Source organism: Streptomyces sp. NBC_01571 (assembly GCF_026339875.1).
Classification (GTDB): domain Bacteria; phylum Actinomycetota; class Actinomycetes; order Streptomycetales; family Streptomycetaceae; genus Streptomyces.
In genome coordinates, this window is record NZ_JAPEPZ010000001.1 from 1,771,845 (window position 1) to 1,785,765 (window position 13,921).

A 13,921-nucleotide genomic window follows, 5' to 3' on the forward strand; every position below is an offset into this window, starting at 1 on the left:
CCCGGACGCCCGGGAATCCGCGGCCCGTACGGGACGCCGCCCGAACGCCCCGGGGCCCGGGGCCCGCACGGACGCCGCAGACCACCCCAGACCCGGCGCCCGCACGGACGCCGCAGACCACCCCCGGACCCGGGGCCGGTACGAGCCGAGCCTGCCCGTCCGCGCTACACCGCCTCCAGCACCATCGCGTTGGCGAGGCCGCCCGCCTCACACATAGTCTGCAGTCCGTAGCGGGCTCCGCGGGCGCGCAGGGCGTGCACGAGGGTGGTCGTCAGCCGGGCGCCGCTCGCGCCGAGCGGGTGACCGAGCGCGATCGCGCCGCCGTGCACGTTGACCCGGGAGAGGTCGGCACCCGTCTCCTGCTGCCATGCCAGGACGACGCTCGCGAAGGCCTCGTTGACCTCGAAGAGGTCGATGTCACCGAGTGAGAGCCCAGCCCTGCGGAGCACCTTCTCGGTGGCCGGGATGACGCCCGTGAGCATCAGCAGGGGGTCGGATCCGGTGACGGCGAAGCTGTGCAGGCGCGCCAGCGGGCGCAGACCGAGGCGGGCCGCTGTCTCGCTCGACATGATGAGCACGGCCGACGCGCCGTCGTTGATGGGGCTCGCGTTGCCCGCCGTGACGGACCAGTCGATCTGCGGGAAGCGCTCGGCGAGGGCCGGGTGGTAGTAGGCGGGCTTGAGCCCGGCGAGTGTCTCCGTGGTGCTGGCGGGGCGGACGCTCTCGTCGCGGGTCACACCCTGAAGGGGGGCGACCTCCGCGTCGAAGAGGCCGTTGTCCCAGGCGGCGGCCGCCTTCTGGTGCGAACCCACCGCGTACGTGTCCAGCTGCTCGCGCGACATGCCCCACTTCGCGGTGATCAGTTCGGCACTGATGCCCTGCGGCACCAGGCCCTCGGGGTAGCGCTCGGCGATCCCGGGACCGAAGGGGCCTTCGGTCCCGAGGATGTTGGACCCCATCGGCACGCGGCTCATGGATTCCACTCCACAGGCCACCGCGATGTCGTACGCCCCCGACAGAACCCCCTGTGCCGCGAAGTGCACGGCCTGCTGGGAGGAGCCGCACTGCCGGTCCACGGTGGTCGCGGGCACCGTCTCCGGGAAGCCGGCCGAGAGCACCGCGTACCGGGTGAGGTTCGCGGCCTGTTCCCCGACCTGGGTGACGGTGCCGCCGATGACGTCGTCGATCAGCGACGGGTCGATCCCGGAGCGCTCGACGAGGGTGCGCAGCGTGTGGGCGAGGAGCTCCACCGGGTGGACATGGGCGAGAGAACCGTTCGGCTTGCCCTTGCCTACGGGCGTGCGGACGGCTTCGACGATCACGGCATCACGCATGGCTGCTCTCCAGGGTCGTGGAGTTTGCTTTCCCAACTCACTAAGTGACTCCAGAGTAACCTAGTCAGTTTGGTATTCCAACCCACCCGGTAGACTGGGGGCATGAAGGACGCCCGCCCCTGCTCGATCGCCGAGACCCTGGCCCTCGTCGGCGAGAAGTACTCCCTCCTGGTCATGCGGGAGGTGACACTCGGAGCCACCCGCTTCGACCAGCTCGCCCGCAACATCGGCGCGCCGCGCGACGTGCTCGCCGCGCGTCTGAAGCGACTCGTCGACATCGGCGTGCTGGAGAAGGCCGAGTACAGCGACCGCCCGAAGCGCTACGAGTACCGGGCCACGCGAGCCGGCCTGGAACTCCAACCGGTGCTGCTGACGCTGATGGAGTGGGGTGACCGTCATCTTCAGGAGGACGGTTTCCGCCCGATGGTGATGGAGCACACGTGCGGCCATGAACTGGTCCCGCAGGTGGTCTGCAGGGAGTGCGGTCAGGAGATCGAGCACGGCGGACTGACGGCCCACCCGCAGTCCCCGGGCTGGACGGTGACGGGGCCCGCGGTGGCGTAGACACGGGGCCCGGTGGCGGCCCGTCGGCGCGGGCACGGGTTCCTCACGGTGCGGAGGCCCTCGCCCCCTGCCCCGTGTCCCCTGCGCTCCCTGTCCCTTGCGCTCCCTGTCCCCTGTGCTCTCTGTCCCCTGCTGCCTCCCGCCTAGTCGTTCCCCTTGTAGACGTCCAGCCGTCCGCACATGCCGAACCGGCCGTACGCCGCGGGCTGTTCGGCCCGAACGAGGGCCTCGTCGAGGTGGGACGTGTCGCCCCGCTCCAGCCGGGCGAGCTGCTCACCCGTGACCGCGGCGGCGGCCTCGGCACCGCGCCGCCACCGCTCACGCCACTCGGCGAGCCGGGGCCGCACCAGCGCGGCCGCGGCCCGGTGGAACGCGGCGAGCCGCTCGGGGCCTTGTGCGGCGCGGAGCGCGCGGTAGCCCTCGACGGCCAGATCGCGTCGGGCCCGGACGATCCGTTCGCGCTCGTCCTCGGGCGCGTCGTCCGGGACGACCGTCGCCGCGGCGTACGTCCCGGGGTCGGCGAGATACTCCGGGGGCAGGGTGAGCACGGCGTCGCCCGCCTCCGGAAGCCCACTGTTCTGCATCAGCACGGTGATGCGCAGACCGTCCTCGTCGACGAGCCGGTGGATGGTGCCGGGCGTGAACCACGCGACCGTGCCCGGCGTGAGCGGCGTGACCTCGTACCCGGACGCCGTCAGCGTCTGGACGGCACCCCGCCCGCCGGTGACGACGTACGCCTCCGAGCAGGTGAGGTGCATGTGCGGGGTTCCGCCGGACACGCCGTCGGCGGCGGGCCAGTCGTAGACGCGGAGGTGGGAGACGGCGACGGCGCCGGGCAGGCCGGTGAAGCCCGGGATCTCCTGGAAGCCGTTCACCACGGGTGCTCCTCCAGGTACTTGGCGATCTCCTCGCGTTCCCAGGCCCCGTCTGCCACGACGACCCGGTAGCGGCGGGTCAGGGTGTCCCCGGGGGCGAGTTCCAGTTCGTCGAAGAAGGCGAGCGACGGGGCGACGGCGGCGAACGGCTCGTTACGTACGAACCAGTGGGCCGGGTGGCCGCCGGACTCCCCGGCGTGGTCGTTCTCGGGGGCGTGCGCGAAGACGAGGGTCGCGTGGCCGTCGGCCCCGTCGTGCTCGCCCGAGTACGCGAGCCAGGGTGCCCGCCGCCCCATCAGTCCGGGCCCCTCGCCGTCGGGTCCGACGATCCGTCCGTTGCGGAAGGCGCGCGGTCCGCGCCAGAACAGCCCCGTGTAGCCGGCCATCTCCCGTCCCGCGGTGGTCGGACTGCCGAAGCGCAGCGGTTCGTTCCGCCGATTGGTGACCGCCGTGGTCCAGGTGAGCGCCCAGGAGCCCGACCCGGGGTCGAGGTCGTGCACCTCGACCCGGCGCTCCTCCTCGGCCCACAGGTCACCGTCGTGCGGATGCCAGGTGAGGCGCTCGGCGATGACCGCACGGTGACCGTCGGACCCGACCTCGTCGAAGCCCGCGTGCGCCATCGACCCGACCCGTTCGGGGAGTGCGAGGTATCCGCGCCCGTGGACATAGGTGTTGCCGCCCCACAGGTTCTGGCCGGACAGGTGGGAGGCCGTCATCTGCAGGCCCTTGTGCCAGCGGTGGTCGTTGGGCCGGTAGTCGGTGACGACGGCGCCCGCCGGCGTCCTGAGCGGGTGCAGATACGGTTTCGGGGCCTCCCACGCCGCCTCGGCACGGTAGACGTAGCTCAGCAGCTCGACCCCGGTGCCGGCGTCGGCGATCGTGACGCGGTCGCCGTGCGCGTGGACGATCCGCAGGCCGTCCCGTGCGGACGGGGTCATGCCGTCACCTCCTGGCTCGCGCCGGGCACGGACGGCCCGGTGGACGGCCCGGCCGCCACCGCGGCGGGCGGCGCCCAGCCGGGGGCGCCGCCGTGCAGCGCCGTGTAGTACGGATCGCCGGGGCCGACCTCGCCCGCGCGGACGGTGGTGTCCGTGAACGCCGACTTGTAGAGCGCGGTGATCAGCTCCAGGCCGGCGCGTCCGTCGGCGCCGCTGCTGCGCGGCCGCTCGGCCGCGCGCATGCTCGCGACCAGGTCCCGCAGCTGGGCGAGATGCGAACTCGGCACGTCCGCCCCGAAGTTCCGCCACACCGCCACGTCGTCCCGCGGCACGTCCGGTGCCGGGGTGATGCGCCAGTCGGCGTTGCCGTGCCCGTACAGATGGGTGAGTTCGACGGTGGCGCGCTCGCAGTCGATGCGGATGCGGCTCACTTCGTCCGGGCTCAGGACGCTGTTGACGACGGTGGCCAGCGCCCCGCTCCCGAAACGGACCAGGGCGGTCGAGACGTCCTCGGTCTCCACGTCGTGCACCAGGCGGCCGGCCATCGCCCGCACCTCGCTCCACGGCCCCATGAGATCGAGCAGCAGGTCCATCTGATGGATACCGTGTCCCATCGCGGGGCCGCCGCCCTCCGTCTCCCAGCGGCCGCGCCAGGGCACCGCGTAGTAGTCGGCGTCGCGGTACCACGTGGTCTGGCAGTGCGCGACGAGCGGGCGGCCCATGGCCCGCTCGCCGAGCAGCCGCTTCACGTGCCGAGCGCCGGAGCCGAACCGGTGCTGGAAGACCACGGCCGCGTACGGGCCGCCGTCCTGGCCCTCCTCCGCCTCGACGGCGTCGAAGTCGGCCAGGGTGAGCACCGGCGGCTTCTCGCACCAGACCCAGGCTCCGGCGCGCAGCGCGGCGACGGTCTGGCCGCGGTGCAGGGTCGGCGGGGTACAGACGGCGACCAGGTCGGGCCGCTGCTCGGCGAGCATCCGGTCCGGATCGGTGTACGCGTGCGGGATACCGGCCTCGGCACAGAACTCGCGGACGGTGTCCTCGGCGATGTCGGCCGCGGCCACGATCTCCGTCTCGCCCTCCTCGGCGAGCCGGGCCAGCGCGGGCACATGGCTCCCGCGCGCGATGGCGCCCGTACCGATGACCGCGACCCTGATGCGGCGGCCGTCGAACGGGGTCGCGGGACGGCTCGGGGAGGTCCCGGGCCCGTTCGAGGAGGTCTCGGGGCCGGCGGTCGCGTGGCGGGATGTGCTCATGTACCTGATCAGCGCTCCATCGGACGTGCCGTCGGACGATGGCCAGCGCGTGTGTCCCCCGAGGCGGAACCGGCGACAGCAAGCGCTTTCCCCTGCAAGGAAACGTAGGCGGCGACGCGGCGACCGGTCAACACCGCGGGCCGCCGGGACCACCGAGGCCACCGCCCGCACGGGACGCGCCCACGTTCGTACGGCCAATCGAACAGTTCCTCTAGTAAAGGCAAACCCCCGTGGCCGGACAGCCTCGACGGGGCGCTACGCTGCCTCCAACACCCGTGATCGCCGCGCACCGCGAACCTCCACACGGCGTGCCCGCCGGCCCGTCCTCGATCAGCGCTTGGACCACCTCACTTCATGTCTTGGTTTGAATCCCTCATCCTCGGACTCGTCCAGGGGCTGACCGAGTTCCTCCCCGTCTCCTCCAGCGCGCATCTACGCCTGACCGCGGCGTTCTCCGGCTGGCACGACCCGGGAGCGGCCTTCACCGCGATCACGCAGCTCGGCACGGAGGCCGCGGTACTGATCTACTTCCGCAAGGACGTGGGCCGGATCCTCGCGGCATGGTTCCGCTCGCTCACGAGCAAGGCCATGCGGGAGAACCATGACGCCCAGATGGGCTGGCTCGTCATCGTCGGCTCCATACCGATCGGCGTGCTCGGGGTGACGCTCAAGGACCAGATCGAGGGTCCGTTCCGCGATCTGCGGGTCACCGCGACCATGCTGATCGTGATGGGCGTGGTCATCGGTGTCGCCGACCGCCTCGCGGCACGCGACGAGTCGGGCGGCAAGCACCGTGCCCCCAAGCAGCGCAAGACCATCGAGAACCTGAACACCAAGGACGGCCTGCTCTTCGGGCTCTGCCAGGCGATGGCCCTGGTCCCCGGTGTCTCCCGGTCCGGCGCGACCATCAGCGGCGGCCTCTTCATGGGCTACACCCGCGAGGCGGCGGCCCGTTACTCCTTCCTCCTCGCCATGCCGGCCGTGCTCGCCTCGGGAACCTTCGAGGTGAAGGACGCCACCGAGAGCGGTCACGTCTCCTGGGGGCCGACCATCTTCGCGACGGTCATCGCGTTCGTGGTCGGGTACGCCGTGATCGCGTGGTTCATGAAGTTCATCTCCCACAAGAGCTTCATGCCGTTCGTGATCTACCGAATCCTGCTCGGAATCCTGCTGTTCGTGCTGGTGGGAGCAGGTGTCCTGAGCCCGCACGCGGGCGAATCCGGCGGCTGAACCAGGGCCGCACAGGTAGCGCTGTCGAGCATTTCCTAGCGCCTGATTGCAGCACCACGCCATGATCATCTCCCACTTGTCTCCCACTCATCTCCCACCGGGGAGGCGGGATACGCCCCACTAGGGCGTGTGCGTCCGCAAAGTAGGGGATGACGCAGAAGGGCCCGCACGTCCGTGTGGGCCCTTCCGTACGGAGGGTGGAGCGGGTCAGCTGGGGTTCATGTCCGGCCTAGGCCGCGACCCTCGCCACGAGGAAACGCAGCCGCTCATCCACCGTGTCCCAGGCATCGCCGGTGAGGTCGTCCAGTGCGGCGGCGGCAGTGAGGATGAGCTGGCCGAGGCGCGCCTCCACGTCCTCCCAAGTGTGCGTGATCTCAGCCACCTCACCGCGCGGGCCGGTGCCCAGCGCGCCGTACACGGCGGTGGCGATGGCGCCCATGTCGCCGCTGATCGCGAGGACCTAGAGGAACCGGGTGTCCCCGGCCGCCGTGATCTCCTCCTCCACGCGGCCCTGGAGCTGCGGCTCCACCACGGTCGCGCCATCCCCGCTCACGGTGTCCAGGGCGACCATGGCCGTCACGATGACGTCCGCGAGTTCCTTCGCCACGTCCCCCAGTCGTGGGACGCACCCTTGCGCGGGTTGGCGCCGAGCGCCCCGTGAAGGGGCCTCCGCGACCTCCCCCAGTTCCTCAGAAATCTTGAGCACGCGCAGGAGCCGCGCGTCCTGCACCGACGTCGGGGCCGCGTCCGCGTCGAGCCACTTCCGCAGCCGCGTCACGTGGTCCCAGGTGTCAACCTTCATGCCGTCCTCCTCGGGTGGATTCTGCAGCGGGGTCAGAACAGCTCCAGCGCCGCGGCTTCCACGGCGGCCGGGTCGGTCACGTCCAGCGGCGCCCTGGCGTTGAGCGCCAGGGCGACCGTCAGGGCGGAGTGGTCGGTGAGCCGGTCCTCGTCGGTCCGCGGCTCGTGCACGTACCGGCAGTCGGCCAGGCACCCGGCGAGGGGGCCGGAGACGTGGGCGAGGGTGGCGGAGACGCCGTCGCCGGAGCCGTTGACCACCAGGACGGCGGCCTCGTCGAAGCCGCTGGGGTGGAAGGCGGAGGCGGCGTGCGCGAGGTGGTGCTCGACCAGGGTGACCTGCCGGGTCCGGTGGTGGCCGAACAGGGCGGGCGCGAGGAGTTCGGCGATCAGCTCGGCGTCCGCGCAGATGTCGCTCGGCGTAGGCCAGGCCGGGTTGAAGGCGATGGCGATCTCGTCAACGTCGGCCAGGGTGATGCTGGCCTCGGACAGGCAGTAGGCCGCGGCCACCGCGCAGGAGCGGGAGTCCTTGTGGTGCTTGCGGCGGGAGAAGCGCTCCTCCTCGGCGAAGACGACCACCTTCCCGTCGATGACCAGGCAGGCGGAGGGGTGGAAGCAAAGGGGGAGGAGGGGGCGACGGTACGGGCCGATTCGGCTGGTGCCCGTCGTCCCCGATCGGCGACCGGTGTTTCCCCTCCACGATCCCTGCCACAGCAGCCTCCTCAAGGCCTGGGTTCTCCACTGCAGAAGCGGAGGCCCGCGATGCACGAGGGCGCACATGCGCCTGTACGCCTGTAGGCCTGCTGCATACAACCCAGCGACTGGGTCGCTCGTCAGCCTTCGAGCGGGCGGCCCTGTGCTGCCCGCAGGCAGGCCAGACCGGAGATCCGCGTGCGGCCAAGTGGCAGTTCGTCTTCGGTGTCGGGAGCGTGACGGGCATGGACCACACACCGCTGGTCTGGGAGGCGATGCCGATCGTGGTCCGCGAGGGAGAGCGACGCCGGCGCAGCGGATGTCGACGGACACCGACGGCCGTCAGCACGGTGTCCGAAGCCCGCGCCGCCCACTCGGCGATCTCGTCCGTGCTCCTCGCTCCCGACACGGCCGCGCAGGCACAAACGAGGAGGATCGCGGTCAGCGAGTACCAGCGGCCCCGTCTTGCGCGCGGGTCGGGCACCCAGTCCAGGAAAGGCCGCAGGTCAGCGACTTGACCGATGTCCAGCGGACCCAGCTGCACCAACACCGGCGGGAGGGGAGAAGATACAGCGGCAGGCAGGGGCTACCTCATGATCGTTGAGCTTCGACAACCCAATGATCACGAAGCCCGTGCCTGCTCTGCTCTGCACCCCAACCGGTCACGGCGCGACCAACCGCCCAACTCCGGAACTCGCCCAAGCCCTGGGGCCTGCCGATCAATAACTCTTCGGTTTTCGTGGGCTGTTGGGTCGTAGGATGCGGGGGTGTCGGAGGGGACGAAGGCAGAGCTGGTGGACGTGTTGGGGCTGTTGTTGCCGCATCTCGATGAGCGGCAGCAGCGCCTGACGCTGGGCGCCGCGGCCCGCGTTCTGGGCCACGGCGGGATCCGCATGGTGGCCGGAGCGGCTGGGGTGGCGGAGTCCACGGTGTCGCGCGGGAAGCGGGAGCTGGAGCACGCGGAGGAGCCCGCTGGCCGGGTCCGGGCACCGGGCGCGGGTCGGAAGCCCTTGCGGGAGGCCGATCCGGGGCTGGTGCCCGCGTTGCTGGCGCTGGTCGAGCCGGACCAGCGCGGCGACCCGGAATCTCCGCTGCTGTGGACGGTGAAGTCCACCCGGAATCTGGCGGCCGAGCTGACGCGCCGGGGGCACCGGGTCGCTTCGGACACGGTGGCCGCGCTGTTGAAGGCGGAGGGCTTCTCCCTGCAGGGCACCTCGAGGACCACCGAGGGGGCCCGGCATCCGGACCGGGACGCCCAGTTCCGCTACATCAACGACCAGGTCACGGCGTACCTCGCCGATGGGCAGCCGGTCATCAGCGTGGATGCCAAGAAGAAGGAGACGCTGGGCAACTACGCGGTCATCGGACGCGAGTGGCATCGCGCCGGGCAGCCGGTGCAGGTCCGCGCGCACGACTTCCCCGAGAAGGGTTCCCAGAAAGCGGTGCCGTACGGGATCTACGACATCGGCGCGGATACCGGCTGGGTGTCGGTGGGCTGCGACGGGGACACCTCTGCCTTCGCGGTGGCCACTTTGCGCCGCTGGTGGAACGGTGAGGGGCGCCGCCGCTACCCGCACGCTTCTCGCCTGTTGGTCACCGCCGACGCCGGAGGCTCCAACGGCTACCGCGTGCGTGCCTGGAAGAAGGAACTCGCGGACTTCGCCTACGAGTTGGGCCTTGATGTGACTGTCTGTCACTTTCCGCCGGGAACATCGAAATGGAACAAAATAGAGCACAGGCTGTTCTCGCAGATCAGCATCAACTGGCGTGGCAGGCCCCTGACCAGCCACGAAGTCGTCGTCAGCACCATCGGAGCGACCACGACACGCAGCGGGCTGTCCGTCCACGCCGAGCTCGACCCCGGCGCCTACCCCACCGGCATCACCGTCCCCGACACCGTCATGGAGCGCCTGCCCCTGACGCCGCACGAGTGGCACGGCACGTGGAACTACACGTTGCGCCCCGAACCGCTCGCTCCCGAACCACCCCCGCCCAGCGCCGAGTTCGGACGCTTCCCCACCGGGGACAAGCTCCCCATCTGGCTGCGGCACCCCAGCCTCACCGGACTCGAGCCCGCCGCCTTCGACGATCTCGCCGTCCGCTACCGAGCCTGGTGTGCCGAGCACCCGCCGATCTTCCTGCCCGGGAAACGCCCCGACGGCGGCCCCGGCGCCGGCGGCAGACGGCTCTCCGTCTCCGACCAGCTTGTCGTCTTCCTCCTCAAGAGGCGCTGGTCCATGACGAACGCCGTTCTCGCCGAGGCGACCAGCCTGGCCAAGAGCAGAATCGGCGCGACCCTCCAGGAGGTCACCCCCGTGCTCACCGCGCTCGGGCACAAGATCCCGGCCGGCGCCATCACCGTGACCACAGCACACCAACTCGCCGCGATCGCCGGGCACGACCCCACCCTCCCCTAATCCCCACCAAGATCGACGAGTTATTGATCGGCAGGCCCCTGGGGAGAGACCGGGCAGTGCCCGCAGGAAGGGAAACCGAGATCCTCAGTCTTGCAACTTCGGAAGGCGAAGGCGGATGACGGCCGAAACGGGAAACTCGTCAACCGGCGCGCTCGGCGAGCAGGGTGTGCGGGTTACTGGATTCGTACCAGCCGAGGAATGGAGGACAGACGTCGTAGCCCAGCAGACGCTGCAACTCTTCGGGGTACTCGCGGACCACGTCCATCGGCACCGCCAGATACTGATTCTCCTCCTGTCGCATGTTCCCGGCGATATACGACAGGGTCAGCCCGGTACGCGGCTCGGTGGACGCATTACACCCGCCACCGTGATAGAGGCCACCGAACCAGATCATCGCGGATCCGGCCGGCATCTCGGCCGGCACCGCCTCGTCGCGCTGCGGTGCCCGCTCGTCGTCCCAGCGGTGACTTCCCGGGATCGTCATGGTCGCGCCGTTCTCCGCAGTGAAATCGGTCATCGCAACCATGACCTGGACCCGGGTGGTGGGCGCGGGGTAGGGCCGTAGGTGAGAGGTATCGTCGCGGTGCAGCCACTGCGCACCCTCGTCGGGCCAGATCTGGATCACCTGGGTTGCGCTGACCTGGATGTTGGGTGAGATGTTCACCTGCTGACCGCTGAACCACACCGGCACGGGCTGCTGAATGAGCCGGCGGGCGGCACCGAGGAACAACGGATGCAGCGCAACGGCGGCCATGTGCCGACTACGGGCGAACAGCGAGGACATCCGTTTGGTCTTGTGGCCGGAGAAATCATTGTCGCCGTAGCCGAACTTCTCCAGCGCGGGACCCAGGTCGGCCCAGAGGGCCTGTCGGGTGTCGGGGTCCAGGAACTCCTCCACGACGACTGCACCATCCTGTTCGAGGAGATTGCAGACTCGGTCGAGATCGGCGTCGGAGCGGACCGTGACGAGGTTTTTGTCGGTCATTTGTTTCCCCTCCATGAAGGCGTGCGGTTCAGGACGCGATGTCCTTGAGGCTCTGGGCGCGCTCGGTGCTCTCCCAGTTCAGGTCCGGCTGCTCCCGGCCGAAGTCCCCGTACGTCGCGGTCTGCTGGTAGATCGGGCGCAGCAGCTCTAGGTCGCGGTCGCGTACGGGCACGTGGTGTCTCCTCGTTCAGCGGGGATGGCCGGTCATACGAGTTCCCGGTCTCGCGGTGACTCCGTCTGCCGGAAGCGGTTGATCGCGTCGAGATGCTTGTCGCGCATCGCGGTGTTGCGGACGCCCAGCCCCTCGTGCGGTGCCAGGGCCAGCACGCCGACCTTGCCGATGTGCCGGTTGCGGTACACGTCGTCGACTGCCTGACCGGCGTGTTCCAGGGCGTACGTTCGGGAGAGGGTGGGGTGGATCTTGCCCTTGGCGATGAGGCGGTTGGACTCCCACGCCTCCCGGTAGTTGGCGAAATGCGATCCGACGATCCGCTTGAGCGACATCCACAGGTAGCGGTTGTCGTACTCGTGGCGGTAGCCGGAAGTGGACGCACAGGTCACGATGGTGCCGCCCTTGCGGGTGACGTATACCGAGGCGCCGAAGGTGTCCCGGCCGGGATGTTCGAAGACGATGTCGGGATCCTCCCCGCCGGTGAGCTCCCGGATCCGGCGGCCGAACCGTTTCCATTCCGCCGGGTCCTGGGTGTATTCGTCCTTCCAGAACGTGTAGCCCTCGTCGGCGCGGTCGATAACCGCGTCGGCGCCCATCGCCCGGCAGATGGCGGCCTTGGCCGGGCTGGACACCACGCAGATCGGGTTCGCGCCGCCGGCCAGCGCGAACTGCGTCGCGAACGCCCCCACACCACCGGAAGCGCCCCAGACGAGCACGTTGTCGCCCTGCTTCAGCTGGGCGCCGTTGCGGGAGACCAGCTGCCGGTACGCGGTGGAGGCGACCAGACCGGGCGTGCTCGCCTCCTCCCAGGTCAGGTGCGCCGGCTTGGGCATCAGCTGGTTTGCCTTGACCAGCGCCAGCTGGGCCAGGCCGCCGAAGTTGGTCTCGTACCCCCAGATGCGTTGGTCCGGGTCGAGCATCGTGTCGCTGTGCCCGTCGGGCGCCTCCAACTCGGCCGACAGACAGTGCGCGACGACCTCATCGCCGGGCTTCCACGCGAACACGCCGGGCCCGGTACGCAGCACGACTCCGGCAAGGTCGGAGCCGATGACGTGGTAGGGCAGGTCGTGCCGCCGGGCCAGGGGTGAGCGGCGGCCGTACCGGGCCAGGAACGTGAAGGTCGGCAACGGTTCGAAGAGCGAGGACCACACGGTGTTGTAGTTGATCGAGCTGGCCATCACGGCCACCAGCGCCTCCCCGGGCCCGACTTGGGGAACGGCGACCTCGTCGAGGTGCACCGACCGGCGCGGATCGCGGTCCTCCGCCGCGACTCCGTCGAACATCTCGACCTCGTCCGCGTGCAGGGTCACCGCGCGATAGCTCTCCGGAACCGGCAGTGCGGCGAAGTCCTCCGGCCGGGTGTCCGGGTCGAGAACGGCGCTGATGATGTCTTGCATCTGTGCTCCTCCGTGTACGCGACTGCGGAAGCAGGGGGACCGGCGGGCCGCCGCCCGGGTCAGTGCACGAGCCGTCCCATCAGGCGCTTGAGCTCGGCGGCCGGATCGGTGGTGAGTCCGCCGTGCACGGGACTGGTCTGGATCACGGTGCTGCGGGGTGCGGTGAGCCAGCCGAAGCGCGACCCGCGCGTGCCGAATCCGGCCGGACCGCCCTCGGGCCCACCCGCGCACACCGCGCGGATGGTGTCCAGGGCCGCGGTGACCACGTCGATGTCGACGTCGGGGTCGAGCGCGCGGAGCCGGTCGGCGTCGATGTGGACCGCGGCGCCGAGGAAGTCCGCGCCGGGGCAGTAGAGCAGCGCACCGACGTTGATCTGTTCGCTGCGGTCGACTCGCGGGACGGCGCGCAGCAGGGCGTAGTCGAAGCTGAGAACGGACGGGGTGGCGGTGCTCATGCGTCCTCCTCCGGCCACCACGCGCGGGTTCCGGCGCATCGGGTGAGCAGGTATTCCACGTAGCGCTGCCGTAGGTCAGCCGGATTCGCATCCTGCGGAACGGAGTTCATGCCCAGCAGGAAGCTGTCGGGGACCAGGGCGGTGATCTCGGTCAGCGCCTCGGCGGTCACCGTCTCGGCGAGTTCGGCGTCCAGTTTGGCGAGCACGGCCGGGTCGAGAGAGGCGACCAGGTCGGCGAGCACGTGCTGGGACAGGTCGTACCGGCGCTCGGCCCAGGCGGCGACGGCCGGCCAGGAGTGCTGGAACAGCAGTGCGGCACCGTGGTCGATGGCCCAGAGCTGGCGGTGCCAGATGATCAGGTTGGGGTTGGACCAGGTGCGGTCGACGTTGGCGGTCAGCGCGTCCAGCCAGTAGATCCTGGCGGCCTCCTCGGCGGGCGGCTCCCATCCGACTCCGTCGTAACCGACCGACCCGGGCAGGAAGTCCATGCCCAGGTTCTCGCCGGCGCTGGCCCGCAGCAGCTCCTGGATCTCCTGGTCGGGGTCGCGGCGTGCCATCTCCGGGTCGATGTCGACGGTGACGAGCTCGGGGACGCGGATGCCCAGTCGCCGGCCGAGTTCGCCAACGACGATCTCCGCGACCAGGGCCGCGGTGCCCTGGCCCGCGCCGCGGAACTTCACGACGTAGACGCCGTCGTTGTCGGCTTCCACCAGGCCGGGCAGCGATCCGCCCTCACGTAGAGGGGTCAGGTACTGCGTTCCTAACACTGTTTGCAACAAAACTCATCCTGCTGTTCGTTGTCGGGCATGG

General features: G+C 70.2%; 15 protein-coding genes and 1 pseudogene. 3 read left to right on the forward strand and 13 right to left on the reverse strand.

All coding sequences use genetic code 11. The features are described 5' to 3' along the window. Positions 1–164: 164 nt before the first annotated feature. A complete protein-coding gene (locus OHB41_RS08085; RefSeq protein WP_266697274.1) occupies positions 165–1,334 on the reverse strand; it encodes a thiolase family protein in 1,170 nt (389 codons plus the stop codon). 102 nt (positions 1,335–1,436) lie between these two features. Between OHB41_RS08085 and OHB41_RS08090 the strand changes: the two genes are divergently transcribed. Beyond that, the gene (locus tag OHB41_RS08090; protein ID WP_266697275.1) at positions 1,437–1,898 is read left to right on the forward strand and encodes a winged helix-turn-helix transcriptional regulator; all 462 of its coding nucleotides are present in this window, start codon (positions 1,437–1,439) and stop codon (positions 1,896–1,898) included. A 143-nt stretch (positions 1,899–2,041) separates the two neighbouring features. Here the strand turns inward: OHB41_RS08090 and OHB41_RS08095 are convergent, their stop codons facing one another. Genes OHB41_RS08095 through OHB41_RS08105 form a run of 3 tightly spaced genes read right to left on the reverse strand, consistent with a single transcriptional unit; the run spans position 2,042 to position 4,964 of the window. Then, the gene (locus tag OHB41_RS08095) at positions 2,042–2,776 is read right to left on the reverse strand and encodes a cupin domain-containing protein (protein WP_526024898.1); all 735 of its coding nucleotides are present in this window, start codon (positions 2,774–2,776) and stop codon (positions 2,042–2,044) included. Continuing rightward, positions 2,770–3,711, reverse strand: coding sequence for a DUF6807 domain-containing protein (locus OHB41_RS08100; RefSeq protein WP_266697276.1), 942 nt, complete (start codon positions 3,709–3,711; stop codon positions 2,770–2,772). The genes OHB41_RS08095 and OHB41_RS08100 overlap by 7 nt, the downstream gene beginning before the upstream one ends. Further along, positions 3,708–4,964, reverse strand: coding sequence for a Gfo/Idh/MocA family protein (locus OHB41_RS08105; RefSeq protein WP_266697277.1), 1,257 nt, complete (start codon positions 4,962–4,964; stop codon positions 3,708–3,710). Before OHB41_RS08105 ends, OHB41_RS08100 begins: the two co-directional genes overlap by 4 nt. Before the next feature lie 354 nt (positions 4,965–5,318). On the opposite strand from OHB41_RS08105, the gene OHB41_RS08110 reads away from it, so the two are divergent. Beyond that, a complete protein-coding gene (locus tag OHB41_RS08110; RefSeq protein ID WP_266697278.1) occupies positions 5,319–6,194 on the forward strand; it encodes an undecaprenyl-diphosphate phosphatase in 876 nt (291 codons plus the stop codon). 229 nt (positions 6,195–6,423) lie between these two features. On the opposite strand, the gene OHB41_RS08115 is transcribed toward OHB41_RS08110, so the two are convergent. The 4 genes and pseudogenes from OHB41_RS08115 to OHB41_RS08130 all read right to left on the reverse strand — a co-directional run. Beyond that, positions 6,424–6,633, reverse strand: a complete 210-nt coding sequence (locus tag OHB41_RS08115) for a hypothetical protein (RefSeq protein WP_266697279.1) — start codon at positions 6,631–6,633, stop codon at positions 6,424–6,426. 21 nt (positions 6,634–6,654) lie between these two features. Beyond that, the gene (locus tag OHB41_RS08120; RefSeq protein WP_323138359.1) at positions 6,655–6,996 is read right to left on the reverse strand and encodes a MazG-like family protein; all 342 of its coding nucleotides are present in this window, start codon (positions 6,994–6,996) and stop codon (positions 6,655–6,657) included. 32 nt (positions 6,997–7,028) lie between these two features. Continuing rightward, the gene (locus OHB41_RS08125; protein WP_266697280.1) at positions 7,029–7,571 is read right to left on the reverse strand and encodes a carbamoyltransferase N-terminal domain-containing protein; all 543 of its coding nucleotides are present in this window, start codon (positions 7,569–7,571) and stop codon (positions 7,029–7,031) included. Between the two features lie 406 nt (positions 7,572–7,977). Continuing rightward, positions 7,978–8,235, reverse strand: a pseudogene (locus tag OHB41_RS08130) (transposase family protein); the annotation flags it as partial. 244 nt (positions 8,236–8,479) lie between these two features. On the opposite strand from OHB41_RS08130, the gene OHB41_RS08135 reads away from it, so the two are divergent. After that, entirely contained in the window at positions 8,480–10,102 is a 1,623-nt protein-coding gene (locus tag OHB41_RS08135) for an ISAzo13 family transposase (RefSeq protein ID WP_266705734.1), read from the forward strand. Between the two features lie 139 nt (positions 10,103–10,241). Here OHB41_RS08135 and OHB41_RS08140 read toward each other — a convergent pair whose 3' ends face one another. From OHB41_RS08140 to OHB41_RS08160, 5 genes are read right to left on the reverse strand one after another with little or no spacing between them, the layout of a single operon-like run. Then, positions 10,242–11,087, reverse strand: a complete 846-nt coding sequence (locus OHB41_RS08140) for a phytanoyl-CoA dioxygenase family protein (RefSeq protein ID WP_266697281.1) — start codon at positions 11,085–11,087, stop codon at positions 10,242–10,244. Between the two features lie 28 nt (positions 11,088–11,115). Further along, positions 11,116–11,259, reverse strand: coding sequence for a hypothetical protein (locus OHB41_RS08145; RefSeq protein WP_526024899.1), 144 nt, complete (start codon positions 11,257–11,259; stop codon positions 11,116–11,118). 32 nt (positions 11,260–11,291) lie between these two features. Next, positions 11,292–12,656 carry a crotonyl-CoA carboxylase/reductase gene (gene ccrA, locus OHB41_RS08150; protein ID WP_266697282.1) on the reverse strand — a complete coding sequence of 455 codons (1,365 nt, stop codon included), beginning with the start codon at positions 12,654–12,656 and terminating at the stop codon, positions 11,292–11,294. Positions 12,657–12,715: 59 nt separating this feature from the next. Next, positions 12,716–13,111: a DUF3037 domain-containing protein gene (locus tag OHB41_RS08155; protein WP_266697283.1), complete on the reverse strand. Its 396-nt coding sequence runs from the start codon at positions 13,109–13,111 to the stop codon at positions 12,716–12,718. Next, on the reverse strand, positions 13,108–13,878 hold the full coding sequence (locus tag OHB41_RS08160; RefSeq protein WP_266697284.1) for a HipA family kinase: 771 nt from the start codon (positions 13,876–13,878) through the stop codon (positions 13,108–13,110). The genes OHB41_RS08155 and OHB41_RS08160 overlap by 4 nt, the downstream gene beginning before the upstream one ends. Positions 13,879–13,921 lie beyond the last annotated feature (43 nt).

Bases quoted from the DNA above. Each gene is read 5' to 3' on its own strand.
- OHB41_RS08085 (WP_266697274.1), bottom strand. From the start codon at position 1,334: ATGCGTGATGCCGTGATCGTCGAAGCCGTCCGCACGCCCGTAGGCAAG.
- OHB41_RS08090 (WP_266697275.1), top strand. From the start codon at position 1,437: ATGAAGGACGCCCGCCCCTGCTCGATCGCCGAGACCCTGGCCCTCGTC.
- OHB41_RS08100 (WP_266697276.1), bottom strand. From the start codon at position 3,711: ATGACCCCGTCCGCACGGGACGGCCTGCGGATCGTCCACGCGCACGGC.
- OHB41_RS08105 (WP_266697277.1), bottom strand. From the start codon at position 4,964: ATGAGCACATCCCGCCACGCGACCGCCGGCCCCGAGACCTCCTCGAAC.
- OHB41_RS08110 (WP_266697278.1), top strand. From the start codon at position 5,319: ATGTCTTGGTTTGAATCCCTCATCCTCGGACTCGTCCAGGGGCTGACC.
- OHB41_RS08115 (WP_266697279.1), bottom strand. From the start codon at position 6,633: ATGGGCGCCATCGCCACCGCCGTGTACGGCGCGCTGGGCACCGGCCCG.
- OHB41_RS08120 (WP_323138359.1), bottom strand. From the start codon at position 6,996: ATGAAGGTTGACACCTGGGACCACGTGACGCGGCTGCGGAAGTGGCTC.
- OHB41_RS08140 (WP_266697281.1), bottom strand. From the start codon at position 11,087: ATGACCGACAAAAACCTCGTCACGGTCCGCTCCGACGCCGATCTCGAC.
- ccrA (WP_266697282.1), bottom strand. From the start codon at position 12,656: ATGCAAGACATCATCAGCGCCGTTCTCGACCCGGACACCCGGCCGGAG.
- OHB41_RS08155 (WP_266697283.1), bottom strand. From the start codon at position 13,111: ATGAGCACCGCCACCCCGTCCGTTCTCAGCTTCGACTACGCCCTGCTG.